We start from the raw sequence: 19,384 nt of genomic DNA, 5'->3' as shown, positions 1-19,384 counted from the left end.
TCCGTCGGTTCGATGCCGCGCAGCCTAGCGCCTCGACCACGACCGACGCAACGCCAGCGATCTAAACCACCGTCCGGTGCCGCTCGATGCAGGTGCGCAGCACCTCGTCCATCGGCTTGCTCCACCAGTCGTTCGAGAAGATCTCGATCTCCGAATAGCCGGCAAAGCCCTGCGCCTCGACCGCTGCGCGCACCGATTGGATGTCGATGACGCCATCGCCCATCATGCCGCGGTCGTTGAGGATATCTTTCGTCGGCACCAGCCAGTCGCAGACGTGGAAGGCGAGCAGACGGTCCTGGCCGGCGCGCGCAATCTGGCCCATCAGCTCCGGGTCCCACCAGATGTGATAGACGTCGAGCGCGACACCGAGCATGCAGCTGCGGCTGGGGTCGAGCCGGTCGCAGATGTCGAGCGCCTGCTTGGTGGTGTTCACGCAGGCGCGGTCGGCCGCGTAAGCCGGATGCAGCGGCTCGATCGCCAGCGGCAGCTTTGCCTGCCGGGCATAGTCGAGCATGTCGGCGAGCGCCTCCTCCACCTGCCCACGCGCGGCCGCGATGTCCTTCGACGCCTCGCTGCCCGGCCGCGAATATTGCGGCAGGCCGCCGACGACGAGGACAATGCAGGGCGCGCCCAGCGCCTTGGCTTCGTCCACACAGCGGCGGTTGTCGTCACTCACCTCGCCCCGGCGCGACGCGTCCGAGGTGAACATGCCGCCGCGGCAATAGCCTGAGAGGTCGAGCCCCGCATCACGCACGGCACGAACCGCACGATCAAGGCCAACTGATGCGACCTGATCGCGCCAGGGATCGATGGCGCGAATGCCGTGCCTGGCACAGGCATCGATGATCTGGACGAGGTCACCCTGCTTGCGGACGGTCGCCGTGTTCAGCGACAGCCAGCGATGGTCGGACGAAAAATCGCGCATCAGTCTTCCAGTCCGTGCGAAGCCGTCACCGTCTTCATGCGGCGCGTCGCCAACTCCGGATTGGCGAGCAGGCCGGCCTGGTCGGCAAGCCTGAACAGTTCTGCCAGATGCAGCATCGAGCGCGTGCTTTCCTGGCCGCCGACCATGGTGAAATGGTCCTGGTGGCCATTGAGATACGCCATGAACACCACGCCGGTCTTGTAGAAGCGCGTCGGCGCTTTGAAGATGTGGCGCGACAGCGGCACGGTCGGCCCGAGCACGTCGTGGAAACCAGCTTCATCACCGGCCGCCAGACGCGAGAGCGCATAGGACGCCGCCGGTGCGACCGCGTCAAAGATGCCGAGCAGCGCGTGCGAAAAGCCCTTTTCGTCGCCGGCGATCAGCTCTGCATAGTTGAAGTCGTCGCCGGTATACATCTTGATGCGCTTGTCGAGGCGACGGCGCATGTCGATCTCGCGCTGCTTGTCGAGCAGCGAAACCTTGACGCCATCGACCTTGGCGGCGTTGTTGTTGATGATGGCCACCGCAGTGTTCATCGCCTTGTCGAGATTGCTGGTGCCCCAATATCCCGTCAGCGCCGGATCGAACATGTCGCCGAGCCAGTGGATGATCACGGGCTCACGGACCTGCGACAGCACACGGTTATAGACCTTGGCGTAGTCATCGGCACCCTGGCCGAGCTTCGCCAGCGCGCGCGAGGCCATCAGGATGATGCGGCCGCCGACCTTCTCGACCGCCGAGATCTGCTCCTCATAGGCGCGGATCACGTCGTCCAGGCTCTCGGCATCCTCAACGGCGAGATGATCGGTGCCGGCTCCGGAGAACACCAGCGCGTTGCGACGTTTGGCGGCGCCGACCGAACGCGTGATCAGTTCCAGCGAGGTCGGCCAGTCCAGCCCCATGCCGCGCTGCGCGGTGTCCATCGCCTCGGCAACGCCAAGACCGAGATCCCAGATGTGCTCGCGGAAGGCGATGGTCTTGTCCCAGTCGACGGCCGCCGACAGCCAGGGGTCGTTGTCCGCGAAGGGATCGGCGACCGTATGCACGGCCGAGAAGGCGATGCGATTCAGCGGGCCCTCGAGCTTTGCAGGAAACGAGCGCGAGGCAGCTAACCGGTAGGTCTCGATCGAGCGATCGGCCTTCGGCAGCTTGAGCGACAAGGACGACATGGCTAGAACGGGCTTGTTCATAGTCTCTGACCTCTCCCCGTCATTGCGAGGAGCGAAGCGACGAAGCAATCCAGACTGCCTCTGCGGAAAGACTCTGGATTGCTTCGCTTCGCTCGCAATGACGGCTTGGTGGACATCCGGGCTTATTCAACGAACCTCACGCCTTGATCGGGGCGACGTCGATCCAGCGCCGCTCCTTCCAGCTCTTCAGCGCGCATTCGGCGAGTTGTACGCCCTTGGCGCCTTCGAGCAGCGTGAACTTGTAGGGCGCATCCTCGTAGACGTGGCGGATGAACATCTCCCACTGCTCCTTGAAGCCGTTGTCGTAGGTGACATTTTCAGGCAGCTTCTGCCAGTCGCCGTAGAAATCGTGCAGCCGCTTCTCGTCGGGATTCCACACTGGGCGCGGCGTCGCCTGCCGCGCTTGGATCATGCAGTCGGTAAGGCCCGCGACCGCCGAGCCGTGGGTGCCGTCGACCTGGAAGGTGACGAGGTCGTCGCGATAGACGCGGGTGACCCAGGACATGTTGATGTGGGCGATGACGCCGCCTTCGAGCTGGAAGGTCGCGTAGGCGGAATCATCCGCGGTCGCCTTGTACTTCTTGCCCTGCTCGTCGAAGCGCTCGGGAATGTCGGTGTTGCCGATGCAGACCACGCTCTGGACATTGCCAAAGAGGTTGTCGAGCACGTAGCGCCAGTGGCAGACCATGTCCAGGATGATGCCGCCACCGTCCTCGCTGCGGTAGTTCCAGGACGGCCGTTGCGCCTCCTGCCAGCCGCCTTCGAACACCCAATAACCGAATTCGCCGCGCACCGAGAGGATGCGGCCGAAGAAACCGGAATCGCGCAGGAAGGCGATCTTCTTCAGGCCGGGCAGGAACAGCTTGTCCTGCACCGTGCCGTGCTTGACGCCCTTGGCATTGGCGAGCTTGACGACTTCAAGCGCCTCCTCGAAGTTGGTCGCGATCGGCTTCTCGCAATAGACGTGCTTGCCGGCATTGATGGCCTGGGTCAGCAGGCCGGGCCGCGCCTGCGTGGTCGCGGCGTCGAAGAACATGGTGTCATTCTTGTCAGCGAGCGCGGCGTCGAGGTCGGTGGTCCAGCGCGCGACGTTGTAGCGCTTGGCGAGCGCCTCGACCTTCTCGGCGCTGCGGCCGATCAGGATCGGATCGGGCATGACGCGGTCGCCATTCTTCAGGCGGATGCCGCCCTGGTCGCGGATCGCAACGATCGAGCGGATCAGATGCTGGTTTAGCCCCATGCGGCCGGTGACGCCGTTCATGATGAGGCCGAGGCGTTGCGTGGTCATGCCAGATACTCCTGAAGTGATTTTGGCTGTTCGAGCGGACCGAGCGCCGACCAGTTCGGATGGACCGACGTCGCAAAGCCCACTGTGTTGAGCGATCCCGTCAGGAGATCGCCGTCGTGAATGTTGAGGCGGATACCGTGGCCGGTATCGGCATAGAGATCAGGATGAGCGACCGCGAAGGCCTGCGCTTCGGCGGTGGGAGCATCGCCAAAACCATCGACATAATGATGGCCGTTGCGCTCGGCATGTTCGAGGCAGAGCAGCGCGCCGAGCGCCAGATCTTGCTGCAGGGCGGGACCCGGCTGACAGGTCAGATCTTCACCCGTGACGAAGCACTCCGCTCCGTCTTCGTTCAGCTTCGCAATGCGGGTGAAGTTCACGATGGACTTGTAGATGCCCTTGCAGGATTTGGACGAGACGCCGCTGTAACCGAGCTCGTGAGCGGCCGGCCACGCATCATAGGAATCGTCGGCCTCATCGATGATGAAATCGCGACGCTTGAGGGCGCCGAGCGGCAATTGACGAGTGATATCGCGCGGCATCGGCTGCTCGATATAGATCAGCTTGCGAAAGATCGACCTCAGAGCGTCGTCGCGTTCCAGCCTGTCGACCAGCGCCGCAAGCGCCGTCATGTCCGCATATTGCTCGTTGCCGTCGAGCGTCACTTCGTAGTCATGAGACAATTTCGACAATTCACCGCCGATGCGAATCAGCCGCGAAACATCCGCCTCAGGATCGCCGCCGAGCTTCAGCTTGAAAAAGCGCGCACCGGCGTTTTGCTTCGGATCGGCAACGCCACCCTCCCCCTCGATCCTGTCGTCGAGACCGACAGTGTGGCGGATCGCAACGCGTTGCGACCGGTACTCATTGCCAAGCACGAGACATCGGTCGACATCGCCCTTGTCGAGGTCGGGCGACAATCGTGCGTCGATCCCTGCGATGTTTGCGGCCATGCCATCAAAGAAATTAGTTCCCACGCCGCGCAGCAGCGCGTCGAGGATCGCCTTGTCGATCTCAGCCGGACCATAAGCTGCCGCAAGCGGCGGAATGTTCTCCCTGGCGCAGGCCGCGACCTGCGCGCCAATGCATTCGGCGTGCAGATCGAATGCCGTCTGGAATCCGGTCTGCGCCAAATAAAGCGCGCGCGCGATCTGAAGCGAGCGCCGCAACCCATCGACCGTCTGCGCCGGCGACAGTTCCGGTCGCTTGTCGAACCATTTCGGCACCAGCATCTCGGCGCTGGCACCGACGGCAATGCCCTTGCTCTCGACCTCGATCTCGACCCGGACGAACAACTGCGCCGTCGCGTGAAGCGTGATCGCGCCAAAGCGGAACGGCCGCGCGAAATGCACGGGGCGTTCGAAGAAGGCGATGTCTCGCAGCTTCAAGCTCGGCGCCATGGCTTTAGTCCAGCGAACCTTGCGAGAAGAAATGCTTGCGGATGCGTTGCACGAGCTCGGTGAAGACAGGGTCGGCCATCACATCGAGCGAGCGCGGGCGCGGCAGCGGCACGTCGTAGATCGCCGCGATCGCGCCGGGGCGCTCGGTCATGACGAGCACGCGGTCGGCGAGGAACACGGCTTCCGGAATCGAATGCGTAATCAGCAGCACCGTCTTCTTCGTCTCGCGCTGGATCCGCATCAGCTCGACATTCATGCGCTCGCGCGTCAGCGCATCGAGGGCGCCGAACGGCTCGTCCATCAGCATGATCTTGGGATCGTGCACCAGCGCGCGGCAGATCGAGGCGCGCTGCTGCATACCACCCGATAATTGCCAGGGCAGCTTCTTCTCGAATCCGTCCAGCCCGACCAGCTTCAGCAGCGCCTTGGCGCGGGCGAGGTATTCGTCCCGCGGCAGCCGCTTCATGTCGATCGGCAACATCACATTGGACAGGATGTTGCGCCAGGGCAAAAGCAGCGCGTTCTGAAAGACGATGCCGACATTGCCATGCGGCTTCGTCACCTTTTCACCTTCGACCAAAATCTCGCCTGATGTCGGCGGCAACAGCCCCGAGATCAGCTTGAGCAGCGTGGACTTGCCGCAACCGGACGGGCCCACCACGACAAAGAATTCGCCGTCATTGATGTGGAAGTCGAGCGGCCGCAGCGATGGCACGTCGCCGTCGCGCGTCCGGTAGGTCTTCGACACGCCTGAGAGCTTGATGCCCGACGTGTCGCCGGCAGCCCGGTCGCTCACCAGTCTCAGATGCGCGGCGGGCTGCACCTCGTCCACCACCTGCTTTGCTGCGGTCATCTCAACAAGTCCAATCGGCGATAGGGACCGTCATTCCGGGATGGTCCGAAGGACCAGACCCGGAATCTCGAGATTCCGGGTTCGCCCTTCGGGCCCGGGAATGACGAGCGTTTCACGTGCCACTCTTCGGCAGGTAATCGTTGGTGTAGAACGCCTTCGGGTTGTCCTTGGCCTTGGCGTCGAGGCCGCCATATTCGACCATGAGGTTGACGCTGTCAGTCATGTTCTGGTCGGTGACCTGGAACGGCCGCTTGCTCTTGGTCTCGGCGGTCCGATAGAGCGGAATGGTCAGCTCGAAGCCCTGCGTCAGCGTGTCGATCTTGCCGCCCTTGGGGTTGGCATCGAGGATCGATTGCGCGGCCGCCTTCGGCTCCTTCTCGGCGGCTTCCACCGCTTTCGTCGTCGCCGACATGAAGCGGCGGACGAGATCGGCATTGGCCTTCACATAATCGGTGTTGGCGATGATGCCCGACGAGACCATGTTGATGCCGTAGTCGGCGAACTTGATCGGATAGACGTCCTTGCCGGTGGCGTCCTTGATCTTCATCGACTGGTCCATGACATAGCCGAGCAAGAGATCAGCTTGGCCGTTGATGACGGCGTTGAGCTTGGTCTGGCCGTCGCCGGCAACGGTCTGGAAGTCGCTTTCCTTGAGGCCGGTCTTCTTCAGGAACAGCGGCCAGATCTGGGTCATGGAATCGGCCGGCGTGATCGCCACCGTCTTGCCCTTGATGTCCTCGGGCTTCCTGATGTTCTTGTCGGCAAAACCCATGGCGGACATCGGCGAGGTCTGCAGCAGCACACCGGTCGCGATCACAGGCGCGCCCTTGATCGCGGCGCGCATCATGGTGGGAACGTCGACATAGCCGAAATCGGCGGTCTTGGCGGCGACGGCCTGCGTGGTCGCCGCCGAGCCGCGGCCTTCCTGGATCTCGAGGTCGATGCCTTCGGCGGCATAGATGCCCTTGGCCTTACCGTAATAGAACGGCGCGTGCTCGCCATAGACGTACCAATTCAGCATCAGCACGACCTTGTCGGCCGCCTTTGCCGGCGAAACTGCAAACGCCATCAGCGCCACAGTTGCAGCCCCAATCCACCGCTTCATCATCACTCTCCCTGTCGTTATGTTTCGGCCGTTGTTGGCCGTTCGTTGCTTTGGTTAAGACGCGAAAATGACCTCTTCACGCTGGCTGACGTGCCACGGAATCACCAGCTTCTCGATGCGGTCGACGACCCAGAACAAGATGACGCCGAGCAGCGCGAGGAGAACGAGCGCCGCGAACATCGTCGGCAGGTCGAACGTGCCGATCGAACGCTGCATCACATAGCCGATGCCGGAATTGGAGCCGACGAACTCGCCGACGACGGCGCCGACCACGGCGAGCGTCACCGAGACCTTGAGGCCGGAAAAGATCGCCGGCAGCGCATGCGGCAGGTTCACCGCGCAAAACACCTGAAAGCGGCTGCCCTGCATCGCGCGAGCGAGATCGACCATGTCAGGATCAACCGACTTGAAGCCCTGCACCGCCGAGACCACCACTGGAAAGAAGCCGAGCAGGAATGCCGAGATGACTTTCGGGACAATGCCGAAGCCGAACCAGACCACGAACAGTGGTGCGATCGCGATCTTCGGCACGGACTGGGAAAACACCAGCAGCGGATAAACGTAGCTCTCCACCGTCTTTGAACCCGCGATCAGCATCGCCACCGGGATGCCGAACAGCGCCGACAGCAGGAAGCCGCAGACGGTCGCATAGGTCGTCGGCCAGCACTGCCGCAGCAGCTCCGGCCAGTCCGAGCGCAGCACCGCGACGACGTCGACCGGCGCCGGGATCTGGTAGGCGGGAATCCTGAACAGCCGGATCGCGAGATCCCAGGCGACGACGATGAAGACCAGGAACAGAAACGGCCGGACCCAGGCCGCATTCAGCATCTTGGACACCGCACTCTGCGGCTTCAACTCAGCCACGCTTCACTCCCGATCGTCTTTTTCGTTTCCGGGGAGAAATTAACCCGTTGGATAAATACTGTCCAGAGGATTCCCTGTGACGTTTTGCGGCGGTTCCGGGGGGATCGATGGGAATGTTGTGATGGGAATGCACCGCCCGTCCCACACAATCGGTGTCGTCCTGGCGAAAACCAAGACCCATTACCCCAGGGAGGAGTTTGGCGAAGGCTGGTCATTCGGGAATAGCACCGCGTACACCAGATAGATCACGCGGTATGGGTTCTGGCTTTCGCCAGGACGACGATTGTCGCTACACCGTCTGCGCTACGCCTGCGCGGGACTTCGGCGTCTTGGCGATTTCGAATAGCGCGGCCGACCGCCCCGTCAGCGCCGCCAACACCAAGCCGACCATGTGCGCCAGCCGCTCGTCCTTGGCGTCCTTGGCAAGCAGATCGCGGCCGAAGATCACGCTCAGCGTCGCCGAATTGGAGAGATAGAAAAAGCAGAGGCCCGCGATCGAGATGTAGAGCTGGACCGGATCGACCGCGACCTGGAAGTCGCCAGACTCGACGCCGCGCCGCACCACGGTGCGGATCATCTCGACGAAGGGCGAGTGCATCGACTTGACCTTGGTGGAGCGCTTCAAATGCTTTGCGCGCGCGAGGTTCTCGGTCTGGAGCAGCGACAGGAACTCGGGGTTGCGCAGGAAGTAATTCCAGGTGAACTCGATCAGCCGCTTGATCGCCTCGGGCGGATCGAGATGTTCGAGATCGAGCCCCCGCTCCTCGCTGCGGATTTTGTCATAGGCGCCTTCCAGCACCGCGAGATAGAGCTCGTCCTTGTTGCCGACGTGGTAGTACAGCATGCGCTTGTTGGCGCCGGCCTTGGCCGCGATGCGGTCGACGCGCGCACCGGCGAGCCCGTGAGCGGAAAATTCCTGCTTGGCGGCTTCGAGAATGCGCAGCCGCATCCCCTCAGGGTCGCGCTGCCATTTCAGAGTTCGCTTTGCCGCTGCCTTCGCCAAACCGGATGCTCGCTGGGGTGGTCGTCCAGATCGCATGTACCATGCGGGCGGCCCGTCGCCTAGAAGAGAGGCGCGCGACTGCCTCAACACCGTCATTGCGAGCGCAGCGAAGCAATCCAGACTGACACCGCGGAAACAGCCTGGATTGCTTCGTCGCAAGGGCTCCTCGCAATGACGAGAGGAGAGAGCGAAGCCTATTCCGCCGGCTTCGGCGAGCGCTCCATGAGCACGGTCTGGATCCCGCAGGTGCCGCTGCGCACCGTCATGATCCGCGTACCCGGCTTGCGGCCGTTGCGGACGTCGCTGACGTCGAGCCCGCTGGCGATCAGGCGGGCGCGAGTGGCGTCGATGTCGGCGACGCGCCAGCTCAGGCCCCAGAGACGGTCGTGATCGGAATCGCCGCCTGCGACGGGGCGGCGCACCACCTCGACGATGAGATCGCCGCAGCGGAAGAACATCAGCTGGCCCCAGTCGTGGTGGGAACGGTCGAGTGCGAGATCGAGGCCGAGCCGGGCACCGTAGAGCGCGGCGGCGCGATCGGAATCCTCTGTCGTGATGACGACGTGATCGAGCCCCTCGACCGGCGCAATGTCCGAAGCAGCCGACTTCGGACGCTCCTCGGCCAGCTCGAGGAAGAACATGCGCACGCCGCGCGTCAGTTCGGTCGCGGCCCGCGTGCGTTTCCAATGCAGCGCCACACCTGATACTTCGTCGCTGCTCTCGACCTCGGCGACGGGATCCGGCTCCAGCGCCACCCGGTCGAGCCGCCGGTGCATCTTGTCGATGTCTGCGACACGAAAGCACAGGCTGGCGAGCACGCCCTCCTGGTCGTCAAGCAGCGCGCGCATCCGGTTCGCGATCGCGGTGAAGCCGCTCGGCGCCATCAATTCGAGGGTCATGTTGTCGAGGGTGAACAGCACGCGGTCGGCGCCCTCGCCGGAATTCTGCCAGGCTGGCGCTCGGGCAAGCAGCGTCTGATAGGCCGCCTTGGCCGCACCGATATCCTTGACCAGAACAACGATATGATCGAGGCCGGTGATCATGTTTGTCCCTCTTGATCAACCTGGAACCGTGAGGTCCGGAAAACGGCAACTGACCGGGCTTGGCATGGGGCCGACATGGTCGTATTCCGGCCACATGCCGACCTCAAGCGCTTCGGGCCGGTTTTGTGAATAATTTCCGCGTCCTTCGCGCGGAACCGGTGCTAGAGTAACTGCGCCGGCCGGGACCACCCAGCGCATCACGGACAAGCAATGCAGGCTCTCTTTATCGGACAGACCTATATCGACGTCGTCTTCATCACCGACCACATGCCGACCGGCGACGAAAAGCACGTGGCTTCGGACTACGCGGTTTCCTTCGGCGGCAACGCGGTGACGGCGGCGTTCTGCTGTGCCAAGCTCGGCATCGTGCCCGACCTGATCGCCACCGCGGCGAACGACTGGCTCGGGCGCATGTTCCAGGACATGTGCGCGAAATACGCGATCTCGCTGCACGGGCGGAAGGTGAACCAGTCCTCGCTGTCCTTCATCATGCCCAAGGACGGCAAGCGCGCCATCGTCCGTTGCCGCGACGACGAGCACATCCACCCCTTTCCAATGCTCAATCTCGGCGGCTGCCGCGCGCTGCATGTCGACGGCCACCAGCCCGATGCCGCGATCCACTACGCCAAGGTCTGCCGCGAGGCGGGCATTTTGACCTCGCTTGACGGCGGCGGCTTGCGCACCAACACGCATGAACTCCTGGAATTCATCGACGTCGCGATCGTCGCCGAACGGCTGTGCGAGCAGATGGATTTGACGCCGGAGAAGATGCTCGATTACCTCAAGGGCCGCGGCTGCAAGATCGGCGGCGTCACCATGGGCGAGAAAGGCCTGCTCTGGTATGACGAAACCGGGACGGTGCAGGTGATGCCCGCGATGCCGATCCCGCGCGAGCGCGTGATCGACACCAACGGCGCCGGCGACGTCTTCCACGGCGCCTATGTCTATTCCTACCTGGCACATCCCGGCAAAAGCTGGCGCGAGCATTTCGACTTTGCCCGGGCCGCGTCGACCTTCAAGATCCAGCGCCTCGGCAACGAGGCCGGCCTGCCGACCCTTGTCGACATCGCCAAGGTCAGGCACGAGTTCGAAGTCAGGGTCTAGGGATTTTGTAAGGGCTTATCATGGGGCGCGTCTTCGTCGCCGGCAGCATCAATATGGATGTGGTGGCGACAGCCGATCGCCACCCCCGGGTCGGCGAGACTGTCGCCGGCCGCGAGGTGCTTTATTTCCCGGGGGGCAAGGGCGCCAACCAGGCGGTCGCGGCGGCGCGGCTCGGCGCCAAGACGATTCTGATCGGACGGCTGGGGAAGGATGCGTTCGGCGCTGAGCTTCGGACGTTCCTCGGCGCGCAGGGCGTCGATCTCGGCTCCGTCCGTGAGGCCGACACGCATAGCGGCACCGCGATCATCACGGTCGCGGCTTCCGACAACACCATCGTCGTGATTCCCGGCAGCAACGCGCTGGTCAGCGCGGACGATGTCGCGGAGGCTTCGCTGGCCAAGGGCGATGTCGCCGTCAGCCAGTTCGAGATTCCGCTGCTGACGATTGCCGCGTTCTTCCGGCGCGCCCGTAGCGCAGGCAGCACGACGCTGCTCAATCCAGCGCCGGCGCAGAAGATGTCGAGCGAGCTGCTCGCACTCGTTGACATCCTCGTGCTGAACGAGACCGAGCTTGGTTTCCTCGCCGGCGCCGAACTCGCTGACGACGACGAGGCCGCGAAGATCATCGCCGTCGCGCGACGGCTTCAAGCGCGCGCGGACCAGACCATCTGCATCACGCTGGGAAAGCGCGGCGTGCTCGCGCTCGCGGGCAGCGAGGAATTCGCGGTGCCCGGCCGTGTGGTGAAGGCGGTCGACACCACGGGCGCCGGCGACTGCTTTGTCGGCGCGCTCGCCTCGCAGCTCGCCGATGGTGTGCCGTTGCGCTCTGCCCTCGCTTTCGCCAACGCCGCCGCCTCGATTTCCGTGCAGCGCATGGGTGCCGGGCCGTCGATGCCGACGGCCCCGGAAGTGGCGGCGGTGCTCGGCGCCGGCTGATCAGGCCAGCGCGCTTTTCAGGTCAAAACTTTCATCGGCGGCCTGCTCCGGCTTGATCGAGCGACCCATCGCCTGCAAACGGCGGCCGAACATGTGATCGCCGGCGCGGTTGATCGATTCGATGCCGAGCAGCTTCTCGCCGTGATAGCAAAAGGCGGAAAACGCCTTCTTCGCGGGATCGCCGCGCAGCACGACGCGGTCGTAGCCGGTAGTAAGGCCCGCGATCTGGAGCTTGTCGTCGCCCTGGTCGCTCCAGAACCAGGGGTGGCCGTCATAGGGCTTCCTGTCGCCGGTCAGACGCGCGGCGAGGCAGCGGGCGTGATCGGTGGCGTTCTGCACGGACTCCAGCCGCAGCGAGCCTCCGAAGCGCGGACTTGCGAACAGCGCGCAATCTCCGATCGCTGAAATGTTTGGATCGGCCGTCGAGAGATATTCGTCGACGATGATGCCGGCCGCGACCGGCAGCCCCGCCTCGGCCGCAAGCTCGATGTTCGGCAGCACACCGACACCGACGACGACGAGATCGGCGGGCAGATGCCTTCCGTCACTGAGACTGACACCGGTAACCTTGCCGTACTCGGCCTCGATCGAGGTTGCCTGCACACCAAGATGAATGCGGATGCCGGCCTCGCGATGCCGCGCCTGGAAATATTCCGACACTTCCGCCGTCACCGCGCGCGCCATCACCCGTGGGGCGAGTTCGAGCACGTCGACCTCGAGGCCCTTGATCCGCGCGGTGGCGGCAAATTCGAGGCCGATGAAGCCGGCGCCGATGATCACAGCGCGCTTCTTCGTTGGCATGATCTGGCGCAGCGCCTCGCTCTCGTCGAGAATACGCAAATATTTCACGTCGGGCAGGTTCGCATTGGGCAGATCGAGCAGCCGGTTGCGCGCGCCCGTGGCCAGCACGAGATGGCCGTAAGCCAGCATCTCGCCAGATGCGAGCAGCACTTTTCGCGCCGCGCGGTCGATCGACACGGCACGGCCCGCGATCAGCTCGATCTTCTGGTCCTGATAGAATTTTTCGGGGCGGAACATCAGGCTGTCAGGGCCGGCCGAGCCCTTGATGTAAGCCTTGGACAACGGCGGCCGCTGATAGGGCAGATGCGCCTCGTCATTGATCAGACAGATGCGATTCGCAAAACCCGCCTGGCGCAACGACGCGGCGACCTGGTAGCCGCCATGGCCGGCACCGACAATGATGACAGGCCCATCGGTCATTGGGCAGCCCATTTCTTCAAGACACGAGCATCACCCATGTCGTCTCCTCTCGCTAAAGATGGCTTGGCTAGCCTAGGAGGAGCCGGCGCTCGTGTCCGTCCCTAAACGAAGGCACCCCATTTGAGCCGATCATTTCGCGCGGCGCAAGGGGCGCGACCGGGGATTGTTTCCCCTCGGCTTCTGCGATTTAGTTGCAGCAACGAACCTCCAGCCGGGGATATTCCGATGCAAGCTCCCGTCTCAAAACCCGACGATCCCGCACTGCTGCGGATCGATGGTGCGATCGCAACCATCACGCTCAACCGCCCCGCCGCGTTCAACTCGGTCAACCTCGCCATCGCGCAGAAGCTCGAGCAGCTCGCGGCCACCATTGAAGGCGATGACGCCATCAAGGTCGTGGTGATTGAAGGCGAGGGCCGCGCGTTCTCGGCCGGCGGCGATCTCCAGACGATTGGCGCTGCCGCCGAAGCCAATACCGTGACGCCGGTCGTCGGTGAGCTGCTTAGGCATTACCATGCCTTCATCGAGATCATCAGGCGCATGCCAAAGATCTCGCTGTCGAGCGTGCACGGCTCGGCCGCCGGCGCGGGCATGGGCCTCGCCTTCGTCACCGATCTCTGTATCGCGGCTGATGATGTCAAGTTCACGCCGGCCTATGCCAAAATCGGCGTGTCGCCGGACGGTGGCTCGACGGTCGGGATCGTCGGCACGGTCGGCTCGCGCCGCGCGTTGCAGATCTTCCTCGCTGAAGACAATTTTACCGCGCAGCAGGCCTATGAATGGGGCCTCCTCGTCAAGACTGTTCCCGCGGCCGAGCTGAAATCGGCGACACGACAGCTCGCCGAACGGCTGGCGCAGAACCCGTCCACGGCCATTGCAGGCACCAAATCGCTGGTCTATGCGGCCGCCACCACGCCGGTGAAGCAGCAGCTCGATGCCGAGGAGCACAAGATCATCATGGCGATGAATACGGAGGAGTTCCGTGTCGCCGTGAAGAAGTTCACGAGCAAGAGCAAATGAGCGTGCCAACGCGCTCGTTCTGCGGCCTGCGCCACGGCGCGACCGGTTGGAACCGGCAGGGGCTATTCCAGGGCCGGACGGACAATCCGTTGAACGAGGATGGCCTGCGGCAGGCGCACGAGGCGGCCAGCATGCTGCGCGACGCCGGCATCAACCGCATCGTCGCAAGCCCGCTGGTGCGCGCGGCAAAGACGGCCGAGATCATCGCGGACGCGATCGCGGCGCCGCTGACATTCGACATCGGAATCATCGAGTTCGATTTCGGCAGCTTTGAAGGCCGCCCCGTCCGCGACCTCATGATCAGACACGGCGTCAAATCGGCGACGGGCCTGGTCTCGATCTTGCCGGCCGATGGCGAGAACTGGGACGCCATGACAGAGCGATCATTGCGCACCGTCGCGCTCTGGCTCGACCGCCATCCTGACGACCACATTCTGTTTGTCTGCCACGACGCGGTGATGCAGGGCATGGCCAATGCGCTCACCGGCAGTTATTTCAACAACAGCCACGGCACGCCGTTTCGCTACGTGCACGACGACGCGCGATGGTGCATCGAGCAGCTCGTCACTTAATATAGTTATTTGGGGCAAATATACCCCGTCCCCGCCGGCGACTTGAAGCAGCCGACCGACTCGGGGAGCACTTTCTGCGGCAGCCACAGCACCACGCTCGGGAAAAAGATCGCGAACGCGATGGTGGCGAAGAACACGACATAGATCGGCAGCGCCGCGCGTAATGCTTTGGCAAAACTGATGCCGACGAATTTCGAAGCCATCAGCAGCACGAGGCCGTAAGGCGGCGTGATCAGTCCGAAGGCGAGCGTTGCGATCAGCACAACGCCCATGTGCACCCCATTGATGTCGCCGGCCTCGGTCAGCGCATTCACCAGCGGCATGAAGATGATAATGGTCGGCACCGGCTCGATGAAATCGCCCACCACGGTGAACAGCAGCACCATCAGCAGCATGATCAGGTGCGGATCGTTGCCGGCGATCGAGGTGATCATGTCGGCGATGTAGCTGGCGCCGCGCAAATAGGCGAGCATCCAGCCAAAGGCGTTGGCCGCGCCAATCGTGATCAGCGGCAGAGAGAAGATCAGGCCGGCGAGGCAGAAATCGTACGGGATCTTCCTGATATGCCCGCGATTGAGCGCGGGGATCACCACCAGAATAATCCAGACCACCGCGACGACGCCGGCCTCCGTCGGCGTGAACCATCCGGTCAGGATACCGCCGAGCAGGATGACCGGGATCATCAGCGGCAGGGCCGCATCGCCCGCCGCGAACACCACCTGCCGCAGCGGCGCGCGCGGCTTGCGCAGGCCGGACGGGCCGAAGAAATAGCAATAGATCATCAGCCCGAAGCCAATCATCAGCCCGGGCACCACGCCGGCCATGAACAGGCCCGCAATCGAGACGTTGCCGACGGCGCCGTAGACCACGGCGGTGATGCTCGGCGGCACCAGCGCGGCGATGGTCGAGGCCGAAGCAATGATCGCGGCGATGAAGGCGGGCTCGTAGCCCTCGCGCTTCATCGGGCCGCCGAGCGCGCGGCTCATCACAGCGACGTCGGCTGTGGTCGAGCCGGACATCTCCGAGAAGAACATGCTGAAGACGACCACGACCTGCGACAGCCCGCCCCTGATATGCCCGACCAGCGACACCGAGAGGTTGGCTATTCGCACCACCACATTGGCCGAGCTCATGAGCTCGCCCACCAAGAGGAAGAACGGGATCGCCAGCAACGCCTCGGAATCGACGCCGTCAAAGATCTTCTGGATGATCGCGGCGAGCGAGACATCGGAGAGCAACGCGCCGACGAACACGCCCGCCATCAGCGAGAACGGTACGGGCACGCCGAGATAGCCGAACGACAGGAAGCAGATCGACATCAACGCGAGGACAACAGGTGCGCTCACGGCTGCGCCCTCATTTGCGCTTCGGTCACTACGGGGGCAGCATCCTCGTCCGGCGGCTCCGGATGGTCAAAGCCGTGGCGCAGGCCATTGACGAGCTGCTCGATGGTAAACAGGCCGATCAGGATGCCGGACAGCGGAATGATGGCGTAGAGTGACGCAATCGGCGTGCCCGACGGCAGGCGGAAGCTGCCGAAGCCGCGCAAGTAATTCTGGTAGCCGTACCAGATCAGGCAGAACGCGACGCCGAGCACGATGACGCGAATGATGACCTCGACGATGATCCTGGGCGCGCCGTGCATCGCCTCGGAAATCGCGGTGAGATAGAGGTGATCGTTGCGACGCGTCGCAACCGCCGTACCGATGAAGATCGCGTAGATGAACAGCGTCGAAGTGACCTCCTGGAGCCATAGCCAGGGATGGCCGATGGTGCGAGTGACGATGTCGGCCGTCACCGACAGCGAGAAGCCGAAGCACAGCAGGCCGCACAGGATCATCAGCGCGAGCTCGAGCCAGTCGAGCCAGCGCCATTTGAGATGGCGCTGGCGTTGGAGGACGAGCTTGTCGGCAATGGGCATTATGGTCGTCCCGGCTGTCGGTTTCCGTCATGGCCGGGCTTACCCCGGCCATCCACGCTCTCGGCGCGGGCTCGAAGGAAGAACGTGGATGCCCGGGACATCCAGCGCGAAGACGCGCTTCGCGCTTCTGCCCGGGCATGACGACGCGCTCGGGAACTAATTAATCGACCGGATCAGATCCTTGATCTTCTCGGCGTGCGGACCGAGCTCCTTGGCGAGCTTGTCCAGATAGGGATCGGCGATTGCCGTAAAACTCTTCTTGTCGACGTTGTCCACGATCTTGACGCCCATCTTCTTCAGCTTCTCGGCCGCGCTGCGCTCGAGGTCGAAGGCTTTCGCCGGCTCTTTCGTGCTGATCTCGTTGGCCGCGGTCTGCACCCAGCCCTTCTGTTCGGCCGACAGGCTCTGCCAGAGCTTGTCGGAGACGAACACCAGCGCGTTGTTGGCCTCGTGCTCGGTGATGTTGAGAACCGGCGCCACCTCGTAGTGCTTGTTGACGAGATAGACATTGATGCTGTTCTCGGCGACGTCGACGACGCCGGTCTGCAAGGACGTATAGACGCTGCCGAACGGCATGTGCACGGTCTGGGCGCCATAGGCCGGGAACATAGTGTCCTCGGTGGCGGTGGCCTGTACGCGGACTTTCAGGCCCTTGATGTCGGCCACATTGTGGATCTCCTTCTTGGAGTACATGTGGCGCACGCCTTGCGAGCCCGTGGCAATGAGATGCAGGCCCTGCGTGGTCTCCTCGATCATGGACTTGAGCGCTTCGAACACTCGGGGATCGGCGAGCCCCTTGACCACATGCTGCTCGTCACGGAACAGATAATGCAGCGACATCACGCCCGCCTGCGGCGAGATCGTCGCGGTGTTGGCCGAGGAGACGATGGAGAATTCGACGTCGCCGGCTTTCACGAGCTGGAGCACCTGCGGCTCCTGTCCGAGCTGCGCGCCCGGATACTGGTCGATGATCATGGTGCCTTTGCTCAATTCCTTGAGCTTGTCGGCAAAGAGGTCGCCGGCAATGGAATAGCCGGTGTTGCGGGGCTGGTCGTAGGCGAAGCGATAATGCTTCACCTCCTGCGCCCCTGCACCCGTGACGAACAGCATGGCGGCCGCGGCCACCAACCCACGCATGGATCGTGCAATCATCGTCTCCCCCTGTTTTTGTCGCCGGCCGCTTTAAGCGGTCTCGGCTAGTGCATTGATCAGCCCTTACTCAGTCTGCTTCCCAGTCCTCTGCATAAAGTCGAAGTCGCAGCCCTCGTCGGCCTGCATGATGGTCTCGTTGAACAGCCAGGCGTAGCCTCGGCGTGCTTGATCGGGGGCAGCAGCCGGCTTCAGGGCCGCGCGCCGGCGCTCCAGCTCGGCCGCATCGACCAGCAATTCGATGCTGCGCCTGGCCACGTCGAGACTGATCTTGTCGCTGTTCTTCACCAGCGCCAGCGGCCCGCCGACGGCGGATTCCGGCGTGATGTGGAGAACGATGGTGCCGAACGCGGTGCCGCTCATGCGCGCGTCGGAAATGCGCACCATGTCCTTGGTGCCGCCGCGCGCCAGCTTCTTCGGAATCGGGAGATAGCCGGCCTCAGGCATGCCGGGCGCACCCTTCGGGCCGGCATTGCGCAGCACCAGCACATCGTCCGCGGTGACGTCGAGCTCGGGATCGTCGACCCGCAAGGTCATGTCCTCGACGGATTCGAACACCACCGCTCGCCCGGTATGCTTCAGCAGCTTCGGGCTCGCAGCCGACTGCTTGATCACCGCGCCGCGCGGCGCGAGGTTGCCGTGCAGGATGGCGAGACCGCCCTCCTTCTTGATCGGATTGTCGCGCGAGCGGATCGCGTCCTGGCCGGGCACGTCCTCCGCATTGGCGACGACGTCGCGCAGCGTCTGGCCCAAAATCGTCTTCGCGTCGAGGTCGACGAGATCGCCGAGCTGGGCCAGCAATTTCGGCACGCCGCCGGCATGATGGAAATGCTCCATGTAATGCTCGCCCGACGGCTTGAGGTCGACCAGCACCGGCACCTCGCGGCCGATCTGGTCGAACGCTTCGAGATCGAGCCGGTGCGGCGAGCGATGCGCCATCGCGGTCAGATGGATCAGGCCGTTGGTCGAGCCGCCGATCGCCTGGAGCACGACCTGCGCGTTCTTGAAAGAGGCCGGCGTCAGGAATTCGCTCGGCTTGGGTCCCTTAGCTTTGGCCATCTCGGCAGCCACCTTGCCGCTCGCCTCGGCGAGACGGAAACGCTCGGCGTGCGGCGCCGGAATCGTCGCGCTCATCGGCAGCGACAGGCCCATGGCTTCGATCATGCAGGCCATGGTGGAGGCCGTGCCCATCACCATGCAGGTGCCGACCGACGGCGCGAGGCGGCCGTTGACGGCCTCGATCTCAGCATCGTCGATATCGCCGGCGCGATATTTCGCCCACAGCCGGCGGCAATCGGTGCAGGCGCCCAGCACCTCGCCCTTGTGATGACCGACCACCATGGGGCCGACAGGAATGACGACGGTCGGCAGGTCGGCGCTGATCGCCGCCATCACCTGCGCGGGCAGCGTCTTGTCGCAACCGCCGATCACGATCACCGAATCCATCGGCTGGGCCCGGATCATCTCCTCGGTATCCATCGCCATCAGATTGCGCAGGTACATCGAGGTCGGATGCGCAAAGCTCTCGGCGATCGAGATGGTCGGGAACACGAACGGCATCGCGCCCGACAGCATCACGCCGCGCTTTGCGGCCTCGATGATCTGGGGGACGTTGCCGTGGCATGGATTGTAGTCGCTATAGGTATTGGTGATGCCGACGATCGGGCGCTCCAGCGCGTCGTCGGAATAGCCCATGGCCTTGATGAACGCCTTGCGCAGGAAGAGCGAGAAGCCGGCATCGCCATAGCTCGTCAAACCCTTGCGCAAACCACTCGTCATTATCCAACTCCT

At 63.6% G+C, this 19,384-nt stretch carries 18 protein-coding genes; 4 read left to right on the top strand and 14 right to left on the bottom strand.

What is annotated here, in order from left to right:
* Positions 1–61: 61 nt before the first annotated feature.
* The 9 genes from Q0687_RS19010 to Q0687_RS18970 form a co-directional block, all read right to left on the bottom strand.
* Positions 62–925: a sugar phosphate isomerase/epimerase family protein gene (locus Q0687_RS19010; RefSeq protein WP_298879694.1), complete on the bottom strand. Its 864-nt coding sequence runs from the start codon at positions 923–925 to the stop codon at positions 62–64.
* Positions 925–2,115, bottom strand: coding sequence for a dihydrodipicolinate synthase family protein (locus tag Q0687_RS19005; RefSeq protein ID WP_298879692.1), 1,191 nt, complete (start codon positions 2,113–2,115; stop codon positions 925–927). Before Q0687_RS19005 ends, Q0687_RS19010 begins: the two co-directional genes overlap by 1 nt.
* Before the next feature lie 136 nt (positions 2,116–2,251).
* Positions 2,252–3,403, bottom strand: a complete 1,152-nt coding sequence (locus tag Q0687_RS19000) for a Gfo/Idh/MocA family oxidoreductase (protein WP_298879690.1) — start codon at positions 3,401–3,403, stop codon at positions 2,252–2,254.
* Complete coding sequence (locus Q0687_RS18995; protein WP_298879688.1) at positions 3,400–4,803, bottom strand: hypothetical protein; 1,404 nt, start codon at positions 4,801–4,803, stop codon at positions 3,400–3,402. The genes Q0687_RS19000 and Q0687_RS18995 overlap by 4 nt, the downstream gene beginning before the upstream one ends.
* Positions 4,804–4,807: 4 nt before the next feature.
* Positions 4,808–5,656 (bottom strand): ABC transporter ATP-binding protein, encoded by an 849-nt coding sequence (locus tag Q0687_RS18990; protein WP_298879685.1) that lies wholly within the window; start codon positions 5,654–5,656, stop codon positions 4,808–4,810.
* A 112-nt stretch (positions 5,657–5,768) separates the two neighbouring features.
* Positions 5,769–6,761, bottom strand: a complete 993-nt coding sequence (locus Q0687_RS18985) for an ABC transporter substrate-binding protein (protein ID WP_298879682.1) — start codon at positions 6,759–6,761, stop codon at positions 5,769–5,771.
* 54 nt (positions 6,762–6,815) lie between these two features.
* The gene (locus Q0687_RS18980) at positions 6,816–7,625 is read right to left on the bottom strand and encodes an ABC transporter permease (RefSeq protein WP_298879679.1); all 810 of its coding nucleotides are present in this window, start codon (positions 7,623–7,625) and stop codon (positions 6,816–6,818) included.
* 289 nt (positions 7,626–7,914) lie between these two features.
* On the bottom strand, positions 7,915–8,664 hold the full coding sequence (locus tag Q0687_RS18975; RefSeq protein WP_363323958.1) for a TetR/AcrR family transcriptional regulator: 750 nt from the start codon (positions 8,662–8,664) through the stop codon (positions 7,915–7,917).
* A 158-nt stretch (positions 8,665–8,822) separates the two neighbouring features.
* Entirely contained in the window at positions 8,823–9,671 is an 849-nt protein-coding gene (locus Q0687_RS18970) for a VOC family protein (RefSeq protein ID WP_298879668.1), read from the bottom strand.
* Positions 9,672–9,881: 210 nt separating this feature from the next.
* Here Q0687_RS18970 and Q0687_RS18965 point away from each other — a divergent pair, with 210 nt between their 5' ends.
* Positions 9,882–10,775 (top strand): sugar kinase, encoded by an 894-nt coding sequence (locus tag Q0687_RS18965; RefSeq protein ID WP_157329743.1) that lies wholly within the window; start codon positions 9,882–9,884, stop codon positions 10,773–10,775.
* Between the two features lie 20 nt (positions 10,776–10,795).
* Positions 10,796–11,710: a ribokinase gene (gene rbsK, locus Q0687_RS18960; protein ID WP_298879656.1), complete on the top strand. Its 915-nt coding sequence runs from the start codon at positions 10,796–10,798 to the stop codon at positions 11,708–11,710.
* Here rbsK and Q0687_RS18955 read toward each other — a convergent pair whose 3' ends face one another.
* Positions 11,711–12,931, bottom strand: a complete 1,221-nt coding sequence (locus Q0687_RS18955) for an FAD-dependent oxidoreductase (RefSeq protein WP_298879653.1) — start codon at positions 12,929–12,931, stop codon at positions 11,711–11,713. It lies immediately after the preceding gene.
* A gap of 225 nt (positions 12,932–13,156) precedes the next feature.
* On the opposite strand from Q0687_RS18955, the gene Q0687_RS18950 reads away from it, so the two are divergent.
* Positions 13,157–13,951: an enoyl-CoA hydratase-related protein gene (locus Q0687_RS18950; protein WP_298879650.1), complete on the top strand. Its 795-nt coding sequence runs from the start codon at positions 13,157–13,159 to the stop codon at positions 13,949–13,951.
* The gene (locus Q0687_RS18945) at positions 13,948–14,523 is read left to right on the top strand and encodes a histidine phosphatase family protein (protein ID WP_298879647.1); all 576 of its coding nucleotides are present in this window, start codon (positions 13,948–13,950) and stop codon (positions 14,521–14,523) included. The genes Q0687_RS18950 and Q0687_RS18945 overlap by 4 nt, the downstream gene beginning before the upstream one ends.
* A 5-nt stretch (positions 14,524–14,528) precedes the next feature.
* Here the strand turns inward: Q0687_RS18945 and Q0687_RS18940 are convergent, their stop codons facing one another.
* The 4 genes from Q0687_RS18940 to Q0687_RS18925 form a co-directional block, all read right to left on the bottom strand.
* A complete protein-coding gene (locus Q0687_RS18940; RefSeq protein ID WP_298879646.1) occupies positions 14,529–15,869 on the bottom strand; it encodes a TRAP transporter large permease in 1,341 nt (446 codons plus the stop codon).
* Complete coding sequence (locus Q0687_RS18935) at positions 15,866–16,444, bottom strand: TRAP transporter small permease (RefSeq protein WP_298879643.1); 579 nt, start codon at positions 16,442–16,444, stop codon at positions 15,866–15,868. The genes Q0687_RS18940 and Q0687_RS18935 overlap by 4 nt, the downstream gene beginning before the upstream one ends.
* Positions 16,445–16,600: 156 nt before the next feature.
* A complete protein-coding gene (locus Q0687_RS18930; RefSeq protein WP_298879642.1) occupies positions 16,601–17,596 on the bottom strand; it encodes a TRAP transporter substrate-binding protein in 996 nt (331 codons plus the stop codon).
* Between the two features lie 63 nt (positions 17,597–17,659).
* Positions 17,660–19,372, bottom strand: a complete 1,713-nt coding sequence (locus Q0687_RS18925; RefSeq protein WP_298879640.1) for an IlvD/Edd family dehydratase — start codon at positions 19,370–19,372, stop codon at positions 17,660–17,662.
* Positions 19,373–19,384: the final 12 nt, after the last annotated feature.

The organism is uncultured Bradyrhizobium sp. (genome assembly GCF_936928535.1).
Taxonomy (GTDB): Bacteria; Pseudomonadota; Alphaproteobacteria; order Rhizobiales; family Xanthobacteraceae; genus Bradyrhizobium.
Note: the sequence above shows the minus strand (reverse complement) of the source record. Positions and strands in the feature narration are given on the sequence as shown.

Coding starts and splice junctions, on each gene's coding strand:
- Q0687_RS19010 (WP_298879694.1), bottom strand. CDS start 925: ATGCGCGATTTTTCGTCCGACCATCGCTGGCTGTCGCTGAACACGGCG.
- Q0687_RS19005 (WP_298879692.1), bottom strand. CDS start 2,115: ATGAACAAGCCCGTTCTAGCCATGTCGTCCTTGTCGCTCAAGCTGCCG.
- Q0687_RS19000 (WP_298879690.1), bottom strand. CDS start 3,403: ATGACCACGCAACGCCTCGGCCTCATCATGAACGGCGTCACCGGCCGC.
- Q0687_RS18995 (WP_298879688.1), bottom strand. CDS start 4,803: ATGGCGCCGAGCTTGAAGCTGCGAGACATCGCCTTCTTCGAACGCCCC.
- Q0687_RS18990 (WP_298879685.1), bottom strand. CDS start 5,656: ATGACCGCAGCAAAGCAGGTGGTGGACGAGGTGCAGCCCGCCGCGCAT.
- Q0687_RS18985 (WP_298879682.1), bottom strand. CDS start 6,761: ATGAAGCGGTGGATTGGGGCTGCAACTGTGGCGCTGATGGCGTTTGCA.
- Q0687_RS18975 (WP_363323958.1), bottom strand. CDS start 8,664: ATGCGATCTGGACGACCACCCCAGCGAGCATCCGGTTTGGCGAAGGCA.
- Q0687_RS18970 (WP_298879668.1), bottom strand. CDS start 9,671: ATGATCACCGGCCTCGATCATATCGTTGTTCTGGTCAAGGATATCGGT.
- Q0687_RS18965 (WP_157329743.1), top strand. CDS start 9,882: ATGCAGGCTCTCTTTATCGGACAGACCTATATCGACGTCGTCTTCATC.
- rbsK (WP_298879656.1), top strand. CDS start 10,796: ATGGGGCGCGTCTTCGTCGCCGGCAGCATCAATATGGATGTGGTGGCG.
- Q0687_RS18955 (WP_298879653.1), bottom strand. CDS start 12,931: ATGACCGATGGGCCTGTCATCATTGTCGGTGCCGGCCATGGCGGCTAC.
- Q0687_RS18950 (WP_298879650.1), top strand. CDS start 13,157: ATGCAAGCTCCCGTCTCAAAACCCGACGATCCCGCACTGCTGCGGATC.
- Q0687_RS18945 (WP_298879647.1), top strand. CDS start 13,948: ATGAGCGTGCCAACGCGCTCGTTCTGCGGCCTGCGCCACGGCGCGACC.
- Q0687_RS18935 (WP_298879643.1), bottom strand. CDS start 16,444: ATGCCCATTGCCGACAAGCTCGTCCTCCAACGCCAGCGCCATCTCAAA.
- Q0687_RS18930 (WP_298879642.1), bottom strand. CDS start 17,596: ATGATTGCACGATCCATGCGTGGGTTGGTGGCCGCGGCCGCCATGCTG.
- Q0687_RS18925 (WP_298879640.1), bottom strand. CDS start 19,372: ATGACGAGTGGTTTGCGCAAGGGTTTGACGAGCTATGGCGATGCCGGC.